Raw genomic sequence first — 21,431 nt, forward strand, 5'->3', positions numbered from 1 at the left:
GCAAACACAAATATCAGCTTTATCGAAACTACTGATTATCTTTATTTTCAACTAAGTAGCTTTGTTTGTTAGAATCACCGGCAAAATTTAGTCGATGAGAAAAACATGAAATTTATATCATTTAATATAAACGGTATTCGAGCGAGGCTGCATCAATTGCAAGCGCTTATCGAAAAACATCAACCAGATGTTATTGGACTACAGGAAATAAAGGTGCATAACGATCAATTTCCTTTAGAGGATGTTGCCGCTATGGGGTATCACGTTTATTTTCACGGACAAAAAGGTCATTACGGTGTGGCAATGTTGTGTAAAGAACAGCCTAGCGACGTGCAGTACGGATTCCCTACAGATGATGAAGAAGCGCAACGACGAATGATTATGGTGACATACCCATTACCCAACGGCGAAAGTGTGCGAGTACTGAATGGATACTTCCCGCAAGGTGAAAATCAAACCCACGAGACCAAATACCCAGCAAAACGTAAATTTTACCAAGATTTAATGGGTTACTTAAATGATAATCACTCACCTGATGAAAATGTCATTGTCATGGGCGATGTGAATATTTCGCATACAGATTTGGATATAGGAATTGGTGAAGAAAACCGTAAACGTTGGTTAAGAACGAAAAAATGTAGCTTCTTACCTGAGGAGCGTGAATGGTTAAATACACTGTTTGACTGGGGTTTCGAGGATGGCTTCAGAACATTAAACCCTGACGGCGGCGAGCAATATAGCTGGTTTGACTATCGTTCTAAGGGATTCAATGATAATCGTGGTTTACGCATAGATTTAATTTTATCCACATCTAAGTTACACGAAAACCTAAAAGAAGCGGGAATCGACTATGAACTTAGAGGAATTGAAAAGCCTTCTGATCATGCACCTATTTGGGCAACTTACGAGTTTTAAATGTTTGAATTAACTTTCCTTCAAATCTCAGCATGGCTGATCTATTTACTCGGTATAGTGTTTGTTCTAACACGAGTATCTTTTGTTCAATTTAAGCACAATAAAAAGCTCCAACATTTAGTGCTGGGCTCGTCCGTTTCAGTATTCGGTTTATGGCTTTTCCGTGTAGGCGTAGAGCCAGGATTGGATGTACATTTTTTGTGGCTCACAGCAATGACCTTGCTGTTAGGCTTGCGTTGGGCTTTATTAGCAGGGTTTTGTACCCTGCTAGTGTCTACCGTAGCCGGATACGATAGTTGGCAGATGTTTGGAATCAATGGTGTATTGGGGATCAGTATTCCCATTGTCACCAGTTATTTGATTTATAACTTTTCGTTTCACAAATTACCTAGGCACTTTTTTGTCTATGTGTTTGTCTGTTCATTTATTGCTGGCGCGGCGATGATCGCTGTAAAAATGTTGCTACTATCTGGCTATTATTATGTGGATGGCATTTATGACGCAGACACACTTTATGACTCTTACTTACTGTTAATTCCTTTATTACTAATGTCTGAAGGTATGCTCAATGGTTGGACAATGACCATATTGGTTATTTATAAACCAACCTGGGTGTATACTTTTTATGATAAACATTACTTACTAGGTAAATAATTCAGTAGGATTAAAAAAGGGCGGATACATTTATCCGCCCTTTTAAATATAATTTCGACTTATTTGTCGAACAATATGTCGTGAACATTCTTCAAATCAGTTTTGCCTTCAATGATCTCATCAGGAGTCAGTCCTGAGATTTCATGCGGGAAAACCAACCATTCATCACTTTCGTGAATAAAGTAATCAGGTACCATTTGAGTTTTGTTATTTTCCGGTTTGTAATACGGACAAGCAACACGAATATCTTCTGGCATATTCAGCCTAGAAAGCTTTTTAATTTGTTCTATTAGCGCATTTACACTGCGCCCAGAATCAAAAACGTCATCCACAATCAGTAAGCCATCGCTAGCATTAGCATTTTCAATCAAGTAATGCAGTCCATGTACCTTGATTTCTTTAGATTGTTTATCGATTCCATAATATGACGATGTGCGCACCGCAATATGGTCTGTTTCAACTTTTTTATAATCAAAATATTCTTGAACGGCGATACCTATGGGAGCTCCCCCTCGCCAAATACCTACAATAAATTGCGGACGAAATCCGTCTTGATACACCTTTGCAGCCAAACGAAAAGAGTCTTCCAACAATTTCTGTGCAGTAATATACGTTTTTTGCATTAATTAACCTTAATTTACAAATACTCAAAAAGCACTTCTGTTAAAACCTATGTGTTTTTGAATATGATTTTTCTATGTTTTGCCAATTATAGCGAAAGCATTCGATAAAGTGTTGAGAAATCCAATTCAATTTATACCTTACTCGTATTTCAGTGCCTCAGCGGGTTGCACCCTTAACGCTTTATATGCCGGATAAAGGGTAGCAACAAAACATAAACCAATGGATAGCAATACCAGAGAAACGATTTGCTGCCATCGAATATCAACTGGCAAACCTTGCCCATCCCCCACAGCTATCGGCATCCCTAAAATGTTTAAAATAGTATTTAATTGTGTCACCAACAGGATCCCACAAATCAAACCGATGACCGTACCTTTAATACCGTTGTACAACCCATTGATCAAAAAGATAGTAATGATGCTAGTTCCGCGCATTCCTTGGGTACGCAAAATAGCGATATCTCCCCTTTTCTCTGTGACCACCATCACAAGTGCTGAAACTATGTTAAATGCAGCCACTGCAATAATTAGCAACAACATCAATGACATCATGTTTTTTTCCATTTTTACGGCGTCAAATAAGGGCCCTTGTCGAACCCTCCAATCAACCGTTGGCAGATCAATTTGTTGCTCAACTTTTTGATATTGAAAAGCATCATCTAGAAATAAACGAGTTTGTTGCAATTTATCCACTGATTTGCGCAATAGTTTGGCATTATCTTGAATATCGATATACACCACTTTATCGTCCAATTGTGAGGCCAAATCAAACAGTCCAACGACACTAAACAACCGCTGACTAGGCATTCTTCCCATTGGAGAATATGAACTTGCTCCTGCCGATATCAAACGTATCTGATCACCAGGGCGAATACTCAATTTGCTGGCTAAAGCTCTGCCCATGATAATATTGTATTGGCCCGTCTTTAATTGACTAAACTGCCCAAAAATCATATTTTCAGCGACAATAGAATGCTGTTGCATAAATTCAGCGTCTACTCCATGCAGTAGCACTCCTTGTATCCCTCGGCGTGATTGCACTATACCTTCACTTTCAATAATAGATGTTATGGACTCAACACCTTCAATTTCAGCCAACTGTTGTATTTCAGTAGGAGTTGACGCACGGGTATCTGCCACTATGTGAGGGGTAATTCCTAACATGCGATTTTTCAACTGCAATTCAAAACCGTTCATTACCGAAGACACGGTGATTAGCGCAATTAACCCTAGCGCGATTCCTACCACTGAAAATAAGTTAATGAAGGCAATAAAATGACTACTTTTACTGGCTCTTGCGTATCTAAGGCCGATAAAAGTGGAAACTGGATAAGACATATATGAGTATTAAGCCTTTTGGGGAATTAATTAAACCAATATCTATTGAACACAATAATTACCCTTTGGCTATTCATTGTGGACGATAAACTGGCATAATACGTGTTTGAGATCAGCTAAACAAGAAACAAAATAGCATCACTTTGTTAAACTACAATCAAAGACTTACTGAGTCTTTGTGGTTTAATTGAAAGAATTTAATAATTGCCATAATGGCGTTGAAACCTAATCAAACGGGGAAACCATGGATCCAATTAGTTTGGAACAAAAAATGGCTCAATTTCATGAGTTTTTTACCATAAAGCATCAGCTCAGTGTGAATATGACCCCAGTAAATGGCGGATTTCAACTTCCAAGTTTAGATGAATTAGTGAGTCAAATGCCCTATGCGTTTAAAATTGCAGCAGAGATGTCAAATATTGACACCCAAGCGCTTAGACCGCTGCGCAACCTCAGCGAACACGCGAAAGATTTAACTGACTTTCTAAATCATCAAAACAAAAAATTAGATTTGATGATGTCCTATATTCTGCAGCAACAAGATGATCCGCAACACCGCTATGTGTCAGTAGAATTTGGTGGCGGAGGTATTATATTAAAACGCAATGCGCCTTTAGCAGAAGGGACTTTAGTTGAACTTAAAATATTTTTAACCGAAGAATCCGCCGCTGTTTACTGTTATTCAGAAGTAATCAAAGCAGAGCCTGTTGGTGATGATTACCATATTTATCTACTTTTTAGTCGTATCCGCGAAGAAGACCAAGAATTACTGGTTAGAGCTAGTTTACATATGCAGACATTACAGCTTCGCGCCCGCTCGAAACAACAAAACAATGATTCAAATTAATGATAACAAGTATTTTTACCCCTGAGTTACCTCAAAAAGCCGGCAATATTATCCAATGGGGCAATATGCATGGCAGTAGTTTATCCCTAGCAATTGCTAACGGAGCGAAACGAAACCCCGGTTCTACCCTATTGGTGACAGCAGACACTCCTACGGCTTTAAAACTAGAAAAAGAGCTACATTTTTTTCTTGCCGGTGCTGGCGATGATGAATTAGACGTTAAATTACTACCCGATTGGGAAACCTTACCGTACGATAATTTTTCTCCACACCAAGATATTATTTCTCAGCGTTTAGAAACATTGTTTGAACTGACTCAAAATAAACGCTGCATTTTTATTGTGCCGGTGAACACCTTATTGCTCAGAATGCCGCCCGTGGATTTTCTCGGGCGTTATCTATTGATATTAAAAACCGGACAGACCTTAGATATTGACGAGTTTAGACTCAATCTAAATAAATCAGGTTATCAACACGTTAATCAAGTAATGGGGCATGGTGAATTTAGTATTCGCGGCAGCATTATTGACTTGTTTCCCATGGGCAGCAATGAACCCTTTAGAATAGACATGTTCGATGATGAGGTAGATTCGATTCGTCACTTCGATCCGGACAATCAACGCTCTGGCGATAAAGTAGAGGGCATTAATTTATTGCCTGCTAGAGAGTTCCCGACAGATAAAGATGCGTTAAAACGCTTTCGTGAAAATTATTTAGATACCTTTGAAGCAAATAACAGCAAAGATTCAATCTACTATCAAGTAGGCAAAGGCATTATGCCTGGTGGTATTGAATACTATTTACCGTTATTTTTTGATGATACAGCCACGTTATTCGATTACTTGCACCCAAACACCTTAATCATGACTTACGGTGATTTGTCATCTGCTTGCGATTTCTACTGGGCCGACCTTAACGAACGCTATGAACAGCACCGTTACAATCCAGCGCGTCCCTTATTACCGCCGCAACAGATATTCCAACGCTACGAAGAGCTTTTTGCAGGTTTCAAACAATGGCCACGAATAAATCTTTCAAGACAAAAGTTAGAAGAAAAAGCAGGAAGGATTAATTTAGCCACCGATGATATTGGCGAAATAGCCATTAAGCATCAAAATAAAGTGCCCTGGACGAGCATAAAAGAATCCGTTAAAAACTGGCAAGAAAAAGGACAAAAAGTGCTTTTTTGTGCAGAATCTCAAGGGCGAAGAGAAAGCCTTTTAGATCTTTTACATAAAGCACAAATTCCCGTAAAAGCGTTTGAAAATATTCATGCTTTTTTGGCCAGTCATGAACCTATTGGCATCGCGATAGGTTTGGCAGAACACAGTTTTCAGTTATTGGAAGCTGACGGCGAACTAGCCTTTATCACCGAAACTCAATTGTTAGGGCATAAAGTTAGTCAACGCCGCTTACGTGAAAAACGTCAAGCTACCGATGAAAGTGCGATTATTCGTAACCTTGCTGAATTGACGCAAGGCCAACCTGTGGTTCATTTAGAACACGGTGTAGGACGCTTCTTAGGCTTACAAACCCTTGATGCTGGCGGATTGACCACAGAATATTTGACCATTCAATACGCTAAAGAAGCCAAACTTTATGTGCCTGTGGCTTCATTGCATCTAATCAGTCGCTATAGTGGTGGTGATTTAGACCATGCACCATTGCATAACTTAGGCTCCGATGCGTGGAGTAAAGCACGCAAAAAAGCAGCAGAAAAAGTACGAGATGTGGCAGCGCAGTTATTGGATGTGTATGCACGAAGGGCCGCTAAACCAGGCTTCGCCTATAAAATTGACTGGCCAGAATACCAATCTTTTGCTGACAGTTTCCCTTTTGAAGAAACAGATGACCAATTGCAAGCCATTAATGCTGTTATTCAAGATATGGGCAGTCCTAACGCAATGGATCGGCTTGTTTGTGGTGATGTCGGCTTTGGTAAAACTGAAGTAGCGATGCGAGCCGCTTTTTTAGCTGCGAATCAAGGCAAACAAGTCGCCATTCTTGTGCCCACAACCTTGTTAGCGCAACAGCATTTTGAGAATTTTAAAGATCGATTTGCTAACTGTCCTTTCAGAATAGAGGTGCTTTCGCGTTTTGTAACCGGTAAAGACCAAAAACAAGTGATTGAAGGCATCGGTAATGGCAAAGTAGATATTGTTGTAGGCACTCATAAGTTATTGCAAGATGATTTGAAGTTTAGTGATTTAGGGTTAGTTATCATCGATGAAGAGCACAGGTTTGGAGTACGTCAGAAAGAGAAATTTAAAGCCTTAAGATCTGACGTGGATATTTTAACTCTCACAGCGACACCAATACCCAGAACATTAAATATGGCATTGAGTGGTATGCGCGATTTATCCATTATTGCCACTCCCCCTGCTAAACGTTTGGCTATCAAAACCTTTGTACATCAGCGTAGTAAAGAATTATTACGAGAAGCAATAATGCGCGAAATTTTGCGCGGTGGTCAGGTCTACTTCCTTCATAACGAAGTGGATACGATTGAAAAAACAGCAGCTGAAATTGCAGAAATAGTACCAGAAGCTCGTATTGCAATTGGTCATGGCCAGATGCGAGAACGTGAACTTGAGCGAGTAATGAGTGAATTTTATCATCAACGCTTCAATGTATTGGTGTGCACCACCATTATTGAAACCGGTATAGATGTGCCATCAGCAAATACGATTATAATGGATAGGGCCGATCATCTAGGATTAGCCCAATTGCACCAATTACGTGGACGTGTGGGCCGCTCCCATCACCAAGCCTATGCATATTTGCTTACTCCACCACCTAAACGTATGACAAAGGACGCTCAAAAGCGCTTAGACGCCATTGCGAATTTAGAAGATCTGGGGGCTGGATTTGCGTTAGCCACCCACGATCTAGAAATTCGCGGCGCAGGCGAGTTATTAGGCGACGATCAGTCTGGACAAATCGCCACTGTTGGATTCTCGTTATATATGGATATGTTAGAACAAGCGGTAGAAGCGCTGAAGGCTGGCAAAGAACCATCCTTAGATGATGCTCTATCAGCTCACACTGAAATAGATTTACGCATCCCCGCATTGTTACCTGAGGATTATATCGGTGACGTAAATACCCGTTTATCCTTGTACAAAAAGCTGGCAGGATGTACAAATCTAACTGAAATAAAAGAATTTCAAATTGAATTAATTGATCGGTTTGGCTTATTACCTGACGCGGCTAAAAATTTAGTCCGAGTCGCAGAATTAAAATTACAAGCTAAATCTGTTGGTATTAACAAAATTGATGCGACAATAAAAGGCGCAGTAATTGAATTTTCAGACTCCACCAAAATCGAACCTGGATACATTATCCGAATGATCCAAACCAAACCCAATAAGTTTAAATTAGAAGGTCCGGATAAATTGAAAGTGATAATTAACAATGATTCGGCCAAAAGCCGAATAGACGTTATCGAAAACCTACTGAATGATTTTAGCCGTCAGGTAAAAGCCGCATGAAAGGTAAACTAAATCTGTTCTCTGTACAAAAGCGTTTTAATCTAGGCAAATCTTCTGGGCGTCTAGTAATCTTAACTTGGCTTTTTATGTCGATGAGTTTTGTCGCCAATAGCCAAGAAAAAGAATGGTGGTTCGACGTTGAAGTCATCATCTATAAACGCAATATAGACCCAGCATCCATTGTTGAAAAATTTCCAGGCAAGTTGCTAAAAGGAACATCTAATCACGGGTTTGAAAACTTGTATGACTATTTATATCCTGATTTAGAAGGAATTTTTACTGGTCTTCCCTTATGCTTCTCTGATTCGCAGCAACAGCAAGAAATTAGTTCAAAAATCATAATGGATGATAGTTTTGGACAATTCGAAGCATTTGATAAAACTCAGTTCACACTTTCCAGCGACGAGACTGCAAATGATACTGTGGTTTATGCAAACCAAGAGGTTGCAAACCCAGGGTTAGACGGCTCAAATGCCACTGGCTCTTTAGCTTATTTGGATGTTTGGCAATTAGATTTCCAGTTAGAGCCGATACATTTACCAGAAAAACTATTGTGTCGATTGCCTGATGAAAAACCGCTTAAACCTTTTATTGAAAAAGTACCTACCCTAATCAGTAATATTGAAGATCCCAGTTTACGCCATACCCAATTATTGTCTGCGGACAGTTTTCAATTAAATGAGCTGGCAAGAGACATAAACCGACAGAGAGGATTAACCACTTTGTTGCATATGGGATGGCGGCAACAAACGCTTTTTGGCCAAGATAATGGACTTGCACTTCACCTATTTTCTGGCAAAAATTACGGCAAAGAATATGATCCTTCAACGGGAAATCGACTTCCGGATGAAAATCTAGACGCATCTTCAATCAATATGCTGACATCATCACTAACAGAGCAAGACAGCAATCTAAGCACTGCTGATTTAACCTCCATTGATCTTGCACAAACGAGTCAGCAAGCAGACTTAATTGAACAAATAAAACTAGCGTTAAATAATGAAAATTTTGAATTTAACGAGCCGACTATTGACATCCTCGACGAGCCTTCAGTTGAAGATATAAATACTTCAACTAATGTGAACGATATCTGGGAACTAGATGGCACGGTAAAAGTGTTTTTACGCTATATTCAGCGTACTCCGTATCTGCATATCGATAGCAATATAGATTTTCGTGCTCCCGTCTTTGATTCTCCTGCTTACCTTAGAGAACAAGCGGCCGCAAAACAGGTACAAGAATCGTTACCAAAACCGGATCGTTTACAAAGTTATCCGTTTAACCAATTACGTCGTGTGATTAGTAATCAAGTGCACTATTTTGACCATCCAATGTTCGGAATGATTATTCAAATAAGACGTTATGATTTACCCGCTTCTTTTGATAAGCAAAAAACTACAGAGCAATAAACTTGAAAATATATACTAAAACAGGTGACACCGGTAAAACCCAAATTTATGCAGACAAAGTGGTTCGTTTAGATAAGAGTGATGAGGTATTAGAATGTTACGGCACTTTAGATGAGCTGAATGCGCATATAGGGATGTTGATAAGCAACACTATGTGCCCTGTCATCACTGCGCAAACTGAGCTGTTAACGGATATTCAGAAAAACCTGTTTCAAATCGGTTTCGCTATTTCAGCCAATGCAACTTTAACAGATAAAGATGTGCAGGCAATAGAAACCAATATTGACAGTTTGCAAGCTGAACTCCCCCCTCAAACCCACTTTATTTTGCCAGGTGGTCATCCAGTCGCTGCACAAGCTCAAATATGTCGAACGGTGACCAGAAGAGCAGAAAGACGCATGGTTGGGTTACTTTCAAATTACCCCGTACCTGAAGCGTGCTTGCAATATCTGAATCGCTTATCTGACTATTTATTTGTACTGGCCAGGGCCGTCAACCACCACTATGTAATAGACGAAATAAAGGTTTAGTCAGGTTAACTTAGAAAGTAAAAACAGTTACACCCGTGATGACCAAAGCAGCAATAATATTTAGCATCACTCCTTCTCTGGCCATGGTTTTAATACTGAACTTTCCGGTACCATAAACAATAGCATTGGGAGCTGTGGCCACCGGAAGCATAAATGCGCAACTTGCACTCATTGCAGCTGGCATCATCAATAATGCTGGATCTATGCCTGCAGCTACTCCTGCGGTAGCTAAAATAGGCATCAATAGTGTTGCCGTAGCTGTATTCGAGGTTATCTCGGTTAAAAATGTCACAAAAAGACACACCGACAGAACCAACAATGGAACTGGCAATTGTGACAAACCATTCAACCAGCCGCCCATAACCTCACTCAATCCTGATGCGGAAAATGCTTTAGCAATACAAATCCCGCCAGCAAACAACAGTAACATTCCCCATGGAATATCATTCGCTGTGGGCCAATCCAAAAGCGTTTCTTTTTTACCTTGTTTATCCAAGTTGCCATTAGGAACTAGGAACATTAATACAACGCCAAAAAGGGCAATACTGCTATCGCCAACATAAGGCATATTAAACCAATCTGTCCAATAAGGTCTTAAGACCCAAGCCAGAGCAACAATCGAAAAAACAATTAACACGCGTTTTTCGGCTACCTGCCAGCTTCCTACTTTAGGTAAATGGCAATCATCCATGGTCTTAAGGCCTCGAGTTAACCATAATGCCATCAAGGGTATAGCGATTATTACAACAGGCACCCCAGTCTTCATCCATTGAAGGAAATCAATTTCATGTCCTTGTACTTCTGAATAGACACTCATGAAAATAATATTAGGGGGTGTACCAATCGGCGTGCCTACCCCTCCCAAACTTGCGGAATAGGCAATTCCCAACAACAAGGCGACAACGATCTTTTGTTGTTTAATATGGGGAACGATGGCTAATACAATGGGTAACAACATTAAGGTTGTGGCCGTGTTTGAAATCCACATACTTAGAATAGCTGCCGTTAGCATAAAACCAAGAACTAAACGTCGCGGACTTTGACTGCCCGTCATCCTCAACATATATAGTGCAAGTCGGCTATGAACGTTAGATCGCTCTAACGATTTAGACAACATGAATGCTCCCATCAATAATAAAATGACATGGCTGCCCAGAGCAGATGCAGCGTCTTTATGGGTAATCACCCCCGCCATAGGGAAAGCAAAAAAAGGAATAAGTGATGTTGCCGGAATTGGCAGTGCCTCTGATACCCACAAAGTAGCAATGAATAAGGTTATAGATGCAGTAATGGCAATAATGTGGCTTTGTTGTAATGAAAAATATAAACCCGCATAGACTGCAATAGATACAACAAATGCAGCACCAATAACCGGATAATTAACTTTCATTAAATTGACCTAAGGTTTTTAATGCCATTTGGTATTTCGCCGTTTTTTGTAACTCAGAAAAACCTGGAAAAGGCCCCTTGCGCATACTTTTCACTCGCCCTGTTGATTGGTAATCACTGGGTAAACCATCGATGACTTGGGCTGCGTCATTGGGACTGTTACACACCAATGTCATATCACAGCCTGCATTTAAACCGGCTTGCGCACGCTCTACGATTGAGCCCAATTGCACCGCACCTTGCATCGATAAATCATCAGTGAACACTACGCCGTTAAAGCCAAGTTGTTGACGTAAAATTTGCCCAACCCAAATAGGAGAAAAGCCAGCAGGTAAAGCATCTACCGCAGGATAGATAACGTGGGCTGGCATCACCGCATCTAGCAAACCTTGTTGATGTAACTTATCAAAAACAGTCATATCAAGCTGAAATATCTGTTCTTTACTGCGTTTATCTACCGGCATTGCAATATGTGAATCTTCCTTAACATTGCCATGGCCTGGAAAATGTTTTCCAGTGCACTTCATACCAGCACTGTGCATGCCATGAATAAAGGCGCTGGCAAGTGAGACAATATGTGTTGGATCTTGATGAAAACTGCGATTTCCGATGACATCAGATACGCCATGAATATCTAAAACTGGTGCAAAACTAATATCGATATCAAATGCAAGTAACTCAGCAGCCATTAGCCAACCAAAGGTATTTGCTTGTGTCAGCATCAACTCAGAGATCTTGGCGTCAGCCGCACAAAAGCTACCCATTGCCGGTATCGCACTGAAACCTTCACGAAAGCGTTGTACCCTGCCCCCTTCATGATCAACAGCAATTAACAGGTCGTTACGCGCATTTTTTCGTAGCTCACTAACCAACTCTTTAAGTTGTTTCTGATCATGGTAATTTCGTGAAAATAGTATGATTCCGCCTACCAGCGGATGATCTAAGATGTCTTTTTCTTCGGGTGATATTTCATACCCACTGACATCCAGCATTATTGGTCCCATTGGGCTCTCATTAATAATTCAATTGGATGAACAAAACTATATAAGAATGAATGACATAACTAAAGTGAAAATCACTTTTCTTGTGTTATGCCGCTATTTTGAGTTTTGCATACGTATGTTTCTATCAAAAGCAAACGCTTAGGTTACAATAATGTTAACAGCAGAGTTTTATCTCAAATAATAAAAATAAGAGAATAGTATGCTAGCGGTACAAAAAAATCTTAGTAATGGTTTTTACACCCTCCTTAGTTTACCAGCAAGTGCTATGGGGTTTGCACTATCAGTGCAAATAGCCGCGTTAAGTTGGATATTAACAACCCAGTATGGTTTAGATTTACACGATGTTGGATTTGTCTGGGCAGCAGGGCCAATTGCAGGGATCCTAGGGCAAGTAGTCGTTGGCGCAATTAGCGATAACATATGGTTCTGGGGAGGCCGAAGACGGCCATTTATCATCATTGGTGGTGTACTTGCCTCTTTAAGTTTATTAGCTTTACCCAATATCGGTATTATTTCTGCTGCACTCAATATTGAAGCCATTTTAGGTATTGCCGTTCTTATAGCGTTGACACTAGATTTATCAATCAACATAAGCTTCAACCCTACTCGCTCCATAATCGCGGACGTAACTCCTAAAGGACATGAGCGCACTAAAGGCTATACATGGATGCAAACCGTATCCGGTTCATTCGGTGTTTTGGCCTATGTGATAGGTACATTTTGGAATAATTACGCGCTAATTTATGTGGGCGTTGGCTTAGTATTAGTGATGTCTATTTTGCCACCGCTGTTTGTTACCGAATCCCGTTCTTTACAGCAAACGGAATCTGCCACTCCTCACCCCAAATTAGGTTTTTGGAATGGCTGTAAAGTGATTGAGCCGCTATGGGGGTTTATTCTTTACTCGGTGTACGCGTTTACAGTAAAAATCGCTAATATAGATATTCATCACTATTGGATAGAAGCAATCTGCTTAGTGATAACCTTGGCATTAATTTTAAAAACCCTCATCAGTAAAGAAGTCCAGAATCCCGATGGCACCAGTGAACAGGGATTTAAAAAAGTGTTGGCCGCTCATGCGTTCACATGGCTGGGGGTACAGTCGATGTTTATCTATATTATTGGCTTTATTAAACAGAACCTACCGGAATTAACAGATAACCAAACAGGTCAGGTTATCAGCGCAGGCTTTCTTATTTTAAGTGTGGTTTCAGCAATTTTACCGGCGTTATTGTTAGAGCCATTGGCTAAAAAATTAGGCCGAGTGAAAATACATACTTACTGCATTGCATCGATGTCTTTAGCATATTTTGTGCTGTCTCAAGTTGGCGAAAGCAAATTAAGTATTTATATAATGATGGCGTTTTTAGGGATCGGATGGGCCGCAACTATCAGCCTGCCTTTCGCAATAATGTCGCAAAAAGTACATGCTGCAAAGATGGGCTTGTTCATGGGTTTATTTAATCTATCCGTGGTTCTCCCTCAATTAGTTTCCAGTTTAGGAATAGGAAAATATATAAATCAAGTGGACAACAAAGACTCACTATTTGTGATTTGCGGTGTTTGTCTTCTAATTTCCGCTTTAGCTTGGCTATTTATTAAGGACGATTTACCCCAAGATTTAAAGATAAAGTAAATTAAAAAACCTTAATGGAACTAATGCCCTTGCTCTTGAGAGAGGTATCCTCAATCGCCTGAATCTCAACCTCGCGAACGTGATTTTTCTATCAAGTTGAATCCGAGAATATCTATTTCCTATCGCTTATGCTAATTTTTATAGAACCAATGTATAATTACAAAATTTTCGATGGCAGTTATAATTGTAAAGAGAATCAATTATTCGTAAACCCTGTCGATTTATTTTTAACTTTATAAATATGCTCACGGACAATATCACTTCGAAATTATTGAGAACGACTCAAATCAAATTCAAATTGAGCAATCGAAGCCAAAACTATTGTTAAATCGTTATACAGGTCAGCAGAACTAAACAGGCATCTCTTGTTAAAATTGTCTGACTAGGAGTTTGTAACATGACATCGAAAAACAGTAAAAAGGCACCTTCTTTAAGTAAATTTTTTGAAAAACCCAGTGAGATTGAAAAGTATTTTAATGCTGCTTTCAATATCACTGGAGATCCCATTTTCGTTAAAGATGAAGAGTGCAGATTGTTACTTGTGAATGATGCATTTTGTAAAATATTCGGGGTAACAAGAAAAGAAGCTTTGGGTAAAACCCTTGCAGAAAAAGTAACAGCAAAAGAACGCCAACACTTTTTAGCCGTCGACAAAAAAGTATTACTAACTGGGGATGAAATTCTATGCGAAGAAACGTTAACAATATTGGGGGCCGAAGAAAAAACCGTACTGACTAAAAAAAACCGATTTACCGACTCTCAGGGCAAACATTTTTTAGTCGGTATCATTCACGATATCAGTCAACGAAAACAGGCTGAATTGCGGGTCAAGTCAAGTCGTCACGTGTTAGAGCTGATTTCTCGAGGTAAACCTTTACGCGAAATACTACACGCTATAGTACAGGTCGTTGAACAAGAAAATCCCAATATGCTTTGTAGTGTTCTGTTATTAGATGAATCACAAAAACATTTAGTTATTGGCACTGCAAATGGCCTACCTCAATTTTACAATGACGCTATTAACGGCATAGAGATAGGTATTGGAGTGGGTTCTTGTGGAACCGCAGCGTTTACCAACAAACGAGTGGTAGTAGATGATATTAATTGCCATCCATATTGGGCTGCCTATAAAGAACTCGCAAAAGAAGCTGGATTAGGCGCATGTTGGTCAGAGCCCATACGTTCAACTACTGGAACAGTGCTAGGTACATTTGCCATTTATCATCATGCTCCACACCAACCGACTGACGCAGATCTTTTGCTGATTGAGCAAACCGCGAGTTTGGCAAGTATCGCCATTGAGAAAAAACAAGCCGAAGAAAAGCTGGAACGAGCAGCCAGCGTATTTACCCATGCCCAAGAAGGCATAATGATCACCGATGCCAATGTTAAAATTATTGAAATTAACGAAGCATTTACGCACATAACCGGATATACACTTCAGGATGTGCAAGGAAAGGAGCCCAGTATTTTGCGCTCTAATCGCCACTCTACGGAGTTTTACGATGAAATGTGGGAAACCATTGAAACTCAAGGTCATTGGCGTGGCGAAATTTGGAGTCAACGTAAAAATGGCGACATATATCCAGAATTAGTGACCATTAGTGCGGTAAAAAACTCCACAGGCAATGTTCAGCATTACGTATCTTTATCCACCGATATTACGCCAATGAAAGCATATCAAGGACAACTAGAACGTATTGCCCACTATGATGCTTTGACGAATCTTCCAAATCGCGTATTACTTGCAGATAGATTGTGCCAAGCGACCATGCAGTGCGAACGACGCAACCAATCGTTAGCCGTAGCATTTATGGATTTAGATGGTTTCAAAGCCATCAATGACACCTACGGACACAATGTAGGAGATGAACTGCTTATCGCCGTTTCCCAACGTATGAAAGAAGCCTTGCGCGAGGGAGATACTCTGGCTCGAATCGGAGGAGATGAATTTATTGCAGTGATGGTTGATTTACAGAAATTTGAAGATACTGAACTGATTTTAAAACGTCTTTTGAAAGCGGCATCAGATCCTGTAAATGTAGGCGATGCGTTGATGCAAGTTTCAGCCAGTATTGGCGTCACCCTTTATCCCCACGATAACGTAGATTCCGATCAACTCATTCGTCATGCCGACCAAGCTATGTATATCGCCAAACAAGCAGGTAAAAATCGATTTCATTTGTTTGATACAGCAGAAGATATTGCACTCAACACACAACGCGAAAGTATTGAAAATGTTCATATCGCTTTGCAAAAAGACGAATTCGTACTGCATTATCAACCAAAGGTCAACATGCGAACCGGTGAGGTTATTGGAGCTGAAGCATTAATACGTTGGCAACACCGAGTGAATGGTTTGATACCGCCTTTAGCATTCTTACCTTTAATAGAAGGTCATGTAATTAGTTTAAAATTGGGGGAATGGGTTATCGACAGCGCTTTGTCGCAAATACACCAATGGCAAAAAATAGGCTTAGATATTCCGATAAGTGTGAACATTAGTGCTTATCAATTACAACAAAGTAATTTCACAACTCGTTTAGCTGCATTGTTGAGCGCCCACCCAGAAGTCAATCCAAATCGATTAGAACTGGAGATACTTGAAACCAGCGCTTTACACGATACTAGCCTCGTATCCACAACAATGAATACATGCCAAGAACTAGGCGTCCGATTTGCGATTGACGACTTTGGCACTGGATACTCTTCACTTACCTATCTCAAACGATTACCAGCATATTTAATCAAAATAGATCAAAGTTTTGTACGAGATATGTTGGAGGACACTGATGACTTAGCGATTGTTCAAGGCGTGGTAGGTTTAGCGAATGCTTTCCAACGAAAAGTGATCGCCGAAGGTGTAGAAAGCATTGAGCATGGAAAGGCCCTTGTAAAACTGGGTTGCGAACTAGCTCAAGGTTACGGTATAGCTAAACCCATGGTAGCTGAAAAGATACCGGATTGGATTTCAAAATGGCAATCAGAAAACGCTTGGCATCTTAAAGTTAACTAGCATTCTTCCATCACGCTAATTAAGCAATGGTTTTCTGCGCTTATTGCCGGGCAATCCACTGTTCTTTAGCCAATTGTAAATACAATTCAACATCCCCACTCTCGCCTGCTAACTGTTCAGCTAATGCATGAATTTGACTATCTCGAGTTTCAATCAGATTATCTGAACGCTCAAACAAGTCTTGCGCTTCTGGGTAATCGAGTTTCAACTGTTGGATATCTTGAAATGAAAGATAATGTTGTTGGAATTTTTTCACAAAAATTTGTCTACTGGCTAAAAACTGCATAAATCGCAATCCATTATCACCAGAGATTAAGGATACTTCAGTGGCAGGCAAATTAGCGGCTACTGCGATTTCAATGGCTTTTTCCTGTAGCGTTTTAGCAAGCTCAATGTCATTATTTTCAACAGCTTGTTGCATCCCCAGTTTAAACTCATCATTGTTTAAAATATCTTTGTATGAGTATTGTTTAATATCATCCGACTGATTCTGGGATGGATGATTAGGTAAATCAGCGCTTAAAACAGTTTCAGGTTGATTTAACTGCGTTAAGGCGATAACTGCCGCAACAATTAACGTTGCAACCAGTAAGAGTTTTTTGGCCATTTAAATTACTATTTAGATTAAGTGAGCGGATTCAGTAAAGTCCAGATTTTAACCAGCTTATTAGGAGGTTTATCCGGTAATGAAACTGTCTCACACCCTTATAAAAATAAGGGTGTGAAATACTCGATTTAAGAGTTTGAAGGTTCCGTATTTTCCACACGACTTTTGAGTTTTTGACCTGGTCTGAAGGTCACTACTCTGCGTGCTTTAATCGGAATATCTTCCCCGGTTTTAGGGTTTCTACCAGGACGTTCATTTTTTTCACGTAAATCAAAGTTACCGAAGCCGGACAATTTTACTTGCTCTCCGTCTTCAAGTGCTTCTCTTACTTCCTCAAAAAATGATTCAACAAGATCTTTAGCATCCCGCTTATTAATTCCCAATTTTTCGAACAAATGCTCAGCCATTTCAGCTTTGGTTAACGCCATAAAGTCAATCCCTCAATGATGCCCCGAACTTTTCTGCTAACTGGGACAGAATGTCTTCAACTACCGCTTGAATATCATTTTCTTCAAGCGTTCTTGTTTGGTCCTGTAGAGTAAGAGAGATTGCCAAGCTTTTATAACCGGCCTCTATTCCCTTGCCTCTGTACACATCGAATAAGTTTAGGCCAACTAGTTGATTTCCGCCAAATTTTTCGATGTAAGAAATTATTTCACCTACAACTTTATCTTCCTCTACAACGATAGCAATGTCACGTCTATTAGCAGGAAATTTGGAAATTTCTTCAGCTAATGGCAGTTTTTTGCCTCCAATTGCATTGAAATCAAGCTCGAAAACGAACGTTTTGCCGTTTAACCCCAATATTTTGGTAAATTTAGGATGCACAGCACCGACATATCCGACCAACTCTTGATCACGATAAATTTGTGCACATTGGCCTGGGTGAAGAGCTGAATGCTGGGCCGCTTTAAAACTAAACTCAGAAAGATTAGCTGTAGTTTGCAACAAAGCTTCTACATCCGCTTTAACATCGTAGAAGTCAACAGCACGGTCTTCCATATTCCAATGTTCATTGTTGCGATTACCACATATCACACCACCAACAACAACTTCTTGTCTTACACCGGTTTTCTCATTCTCATCAGGTACGAATCTCAAACCTGTTTCAAATAATCTGACACGACTTTGTTGACGTTTTTGATTGTAAGACACAGACTGCAATAGTCCTGTCCACAAACTAACACGCATTGCAGACATATCAGCAGAAATAGGATGAGGCAACTGCATACCTAAGGCGTCAGGGAATAAAGCACTTTGCACTTTAGGATCCACGAATGAATAGGTTATCGCTTCTTGGTAATCTCGCTCTACCAACGTTTGTTTTAGTCTGTCTAAAGTAAGGTTTTGTTCCTTATGGACCGACATTTTTAACTTAGCAGTAGGCGCTATTGTTGGAATACTATTGTATCCATAGACTCTGGCAATCTCTTCAATCAGATCTTCTTCGATGCTGATATCAAATCGATAAGCAGGTACAACAACCGTCCACTTATTATCGGAGAAGCTAACGTCTAAACCTAAACGAGTTAGGATATCGGTCACCTTCGCGTCTTCTACATGGATTCCAAGAATACGCGTCAGACGCGATGCTCGCAGTTGAATAGTCTTTTGTGTTGGAAGATGCTCTTGGCTAACAGACTCAGTTATTGGTCCAGCTTCACCACCAACAATATCCAAAAGAAGTTGGGTCGCTCGCTCCATTGCCACTCTTTGTAGCTGTGGATCTACGCCACGCTCGTAGCGGTGTGATGCATCAGTATGCAAACCGTATTGACGGGCTTTGCCCATAATCGCGTCAGGCGCAAAAAATGCACTTTCTAAAAATATATTCTTAGACTCATTTGTGACACCGGATTCTAAACCACCGAAAATCCCAGCCATTGCTAATGCTTTACGTTGATCAGCAATCACCAGTGTATTGGTTTTTAGCTTAGTTTCGTTGCCATCCAGAAGCGTTAATTTTTCATTTTCACTGGCAAAACGGACAACAATATCACCATCCAATTTATCCAAATCAAACGCGTGCATTGGGTGACCCAGTTCAAGTAAAACGTAATTTGTTACGTCTACCACGGGATCAATACTACGAATACCGCTACGTCTAAGTTTCTCTTGCATCCACAAAGGTGACTTTGCTGCAAGGTTTATGTTTTTTAATACCCGGCCTAAATATCTTGGGCACGCTTCAGGTGCGACAAGTTGGATTTCTCGAGTATCCTCAATTTTACTATCAACGCTTTCTATTTTTGGTGCGTTCACTTCAACCTGATTCAACACACCTACTTCCCGCGCTACCCCTCTGATACCAAGGCAATCCGCTCGGTTAGGTGTTAAATCGACTTCAATAGTGACATCGTCCAATTGTAGATAGTCACGAATATCCTGACCAATTGGCGCATCACTAGGAAGCTCTACAATACCGTCATGATCATCGCTAATACCTAACTCAGAAAAACTACAAAGCATACCAAACGAAGGCTCACCTCGTAATTTCGCCTTTTTAATTTTAAAGTTACCTGGTAGTACAGCGCCAACAGTTGCTACAGCAACTTTGATGCCCTGTCGACAATTCGGTGCACCACAAACGATATCAATTAACTCGTCTTCTCCGATGTTAATTTTTGTCACTCGTAACTTGTCTGCATTAGGGTGTTGTCCACACTCAACAACTTCGCCCACTAATACACCTGAAAACTCGCCTGCAACCGGGTCAACTGCATCAACTTCTAAACCGGCCATACTAAGTTGTTCTGATAATTGTTGTGTTGATATTGCTGGATTAACCCACTCTCTCAACCACTTTTCACTGAATTTCATTTTATCGAGTCCCCTTAATTAAACTGCTTGAGGAAACGAAGATCGTTCTCAAAAAAGGCACGAAGATCGTTCACACCGTAACGCAACATGGTAAGACGTTCGACTCCCATGCCAAAAGCAAATCCAGTGTATTCTTCTGGGTCTATGTTAACCGCTCTAAGTACATTTGGATGAACCATGCCGCAACCCAGTACTTCTAACCATTTGCCGTTTTGTCCCATCACATCAACTTCCGCTGAAGGCTCTGTAAAAGGAAAATAAGAAGGACGGAAACGCACCTGTAAATCGGCTTCAAAGAAATTATTTAAAAAGTCATGAAGTACACCTTTAAGTTCCGCAAAACTGACATTTTTATCCACCATTAACCCTTCCACCTGATGAAACATAGGCGTATGAGTTTGATCGTAATCATTACGATATACACGACCTGGAGAGATAATACGTAGCGGTGGCTTTTCTACTTCCATGGTACGAATTTGCACACCTGATGTTTGCGTACGCAGCATTACATCAGGATTAAAATAGAAGGTATCATGATCAGCACGAGCTGGATGATTAGCGGGTATATTCAAAGCATCAAAATTATGGAAACCGTCTTCCACTTCGGGCCCTGATTTCACGGTGAAACCTAGTTCTCCAAAGAAACTTTCAATTCGGCGTATAGTTCTGCTTACTGGGTGCAGCCCGCCGAGATTTTCAGTTCTGCCTGGTAGAGTGACATCAATTGTTTCACCGGCTAATTTAGCGTTCAGCTCAGCATCTCGCAAGTATTCGCCGCGAACTGAAATAAGCCCTTGAATCTTTTGCTTAGCTAAGTTTATTTTTTGTCCGGCAATTGGACGCTCTTCAGCTGATAACTTACCAAGTCCTTTAAGCAAATCGGTCATATGACCTTTTTTACCCATAAACTCTACTCGCACCGCGTCTAATGTTGCCGCATCTTGTGCATCGTTAATTTTAATTTGTGCCTGTTCAATTATGGCGTCGAGATCCATAGCTTCCTCGAATTGGAATTTTACTTAATAAATTAAAGGCCTATCTTCACAAACCTGCTAATGGTACTTCAAAAAAAGAACCGGCAATTCTACACGAAATCAGCCCCTTATAGCTAGAGTCTGGCTGTGATTGATCAACAAATTTTTATTAATTTTG

16 protein-coding genes are annotated in these 21,431 nt (G+C 40.2%); 8 read left to right on the forward strand and 8 right to left on the reverse strand.

Annotated features, from left to right (window positions below; genetic code table 11):
- Positions 1-105: 105 nt before the first annotated feature.
- A complete protein-coding gene (gene xthA / locus KO530_RS04830; RefSeq protein ID WP_216047280.1) occupies positions 106-915 on the forward strand; it encodes an exodeoxyribonuclease III in 810 nt (269 codons plus the stop codon).
- Positions 916-1,569 carry an energy-coupling factor ABC transporter permease gene (locus KO530_RS04835; protein WP_216047281.1) on the forward strand — a complete coding sequence of 218 codons (654 nt, stop codon included), beginning with the start codon at positions 916-918 and terminating at the stop codon, positions 1,567-1,569.
- A 59-nt stretch (positions 1,570-1,628) separates the two neighbouring features.
- Here the strand turns inward: KO530_RS04835 and KO530_RS04840 are convergent, their stop codons facing one another.
- Together KO530_RS04840 and KO530_RS04845 are read right to left on the reverse strand one after the other, a co-directional pair.
- Positions 1,629-2,192 (reverse strand): phosphoribosyltransferase, encoded by a 564-nt coding sequence (locus KO530_RS04840; protein WP_216047282.1) that lies wholly within the window; start codon positions 2,190-2,192, stop codon positions 1,629-1,631.
- 138 nt (positions 2,193-2,330) lie between these two features.
- The gene (locus tag KO530_RS04845) at positions 2,331-3,530 is read right to left on the reverse strand and encodes a lipoprotein-releasing ABC transporter permease subunit (protein ID WP_216047283.1); all 1,200 of its coding nucleotides are present in this window, start codon (positions 3,528-3,530) and stop codon (positions 2,331-2,333) included.
- A gap of 244 nt (positions 3,531-3,774) precedes the next feature.
- Between KO530_RS04845 and KO530_RS04850 the strand changes: the two genes are divergently transcribed.
- From KO530_RS04850 to KO530_RS04865, 4 genes are read left to right on the forward strand one after another with little or no spacing between them, the layout of a single operon-like run.
- Positions 3,775-4,377, forward strand: a complete 603-nt coding sequence (locus KO530_RS04850; protein WP_216047284.1) for a PilZ domain-containing protein — start codon at positions 3,775-3,777, stop codon at positions 4,375-4,377.
- Complete coding sequence (gene mfd, locus KO530_RS04855) at positions 4,377-7,868, forward strand: transcription-repair coupling factor (protein WP_216047285.1); 3,492 nt, start codon at positions 4,377-4,379, stop codon at positions 7,866-7,868. The genes KO530_RS04850 and mfd overlap by 1 nt, the downstream gene beginning before the upstream one ends.
- Entirely contained in the window at positions 7,865-9,277 is a 1,413-nt protein-coding gene (locus tag KO530_RS04860; protein WP_216047286.1) for a CsiV family protein, read from the forward strand. The genes mfd and KO530_RS04860 overlap by 4 nt, the downstream gene beginning before the upstream one ends.
- Before the next feature lie 2 nt (positions 9,278-9,279).
- Positions 9,280-9,807 (forward strand): cob(I)yrinic acid a,c-diamide adenosyltransferase, encoded by a 528-nt coding sequence (locus tag KO530_RS04865; RefSeq protein ID WP_216047287.1) that lies wholly within the window; start codon positions 9,280-9,282, stop codon positions 9,805-9,807.
- A 10-nt stretch (positions 9,808-9,817) separates the two neighbouring features.
- Here the strand turns inward: KO530_RS04865 and KO530_RS04870 are convergent, their stop codons facing one another.
- A complete protein-coding gene (locus KO530_RS04870) occupies positions 9,818-11,197 on the reverse strand; it encodes an SLC13 family permease (RefSeq protein WP_216047288.1) in 1,380 nt (459 codons plus the stop codon).
- Complete coding sequence (gene nagZ / locus KO530_RS04875) at positions 11,187-12,188, reverse strand: beta-N-acetylhexosaminidase (RefSeq protein WP_216047289.1); 1,002 nt, start codon at positions 12,186-12,188, stop codon at positions 11,187-11,189. The genes KO530_RS04870 and nagZ overlap by 11 nt, the downstream gene beginning before the upstream one ends.
- 211 nt (positions 12,189-12,399) lie before the next feature.
- Here nagZ and KO530_RS04880 point away from each other — a divergent pair, with 211 nt between their 5' ends.
- Together KO530_RS04880 and KO530_RS04885 are read left to right on the forward strand one after the other, a co-directional pair.
- Positions 12,400-13,836, forward strand: a complete 1,437-nt coding sequence (locus tag KO530_RS04880; RefSeq protein WP_216047290.1) for an MFS transporter — start codon at positions 12,400-12,402, stop codon at positions 13,834-13,836.
- Between the two features lie 397 nt (positions 13,837-14,233).
- Complete coding sequence (locus KO530_RS04885; RefSeq protein ID WP_216047291.1) at positions 14,234-16,852, forward strand: EAL domain-containing protein; 2,619 nt, start codon at positions 14,234-14,236, stop codon at positions 16,850-16,852.
- Positions 16,853-16,892: 40 nt separating this feature from the next.
- Here KO530_RS04885 and KO530_RS04890 read toward each other — a convergent pair whose 3' ends face one another.
- From KO530_RS04890 to pheS, 4 genes are all read right to left on the reverse strand, one after another.
- Positions 16,893-17,459 (reverse strand): hypothetical protein, encoded by a 567-nt coding sequence (locus KO530_RS04890; protein ID WP_216047292.1) that lies wholly within the window; start codon positions 17,457-17,459, stop codon positions 16,893-16,895.
- A 128-nt stretch (positions 17,460-17,587) separates the two neighbouring features.
- Entirely contained in the window at positions 17,588-17,887 is a 300-nt protein-coding gene (locus KO530_RS04895) for an integration host factor subunit alpha (protein WP_216047293.1), read from the reverse strand.
- Between the two features lie 4 nt (positions 17,888-17,891).
- Positions 17,892-20,279, reverse strand: coding sequence for a phenylalanine--tRNA ligase subunit beta (gene pheT / locus KO530_RS04900; RefSeq protein WP_216047294.1), 2,388 nt, complete (start codon positions 20,277-20,279; stop codon positions 17,892-17,894).
- A gap of 14 nt (positions 20,280-20,293) precedes the next feature.
- Positions 20,294-21,274, reverse strand: a complete 981-nt coding sequence (gene pheS / locus KO530_RS04905) for a phenylalanine--tRNA ligase subunit alpha (RefSeq protein WP_216047295.1) — start codon at positions 21,272-21,274, stop codon at positions 20,294-20,296.
- Positions 21,275-21,431: the final 157 nt, after the last annotated feature.

Origin of the sequence: Aliiglaciecola lipolytica (genome assembly GCF_018860635.1) — a bacterium.
Lineage (GTDB): Bacteria > Pseudomonadota > Gammaproteobacteria > Enterobacterales > Alteromonadaceae > Aliiglaciecola > Aliiglaciecola lipolytica_A.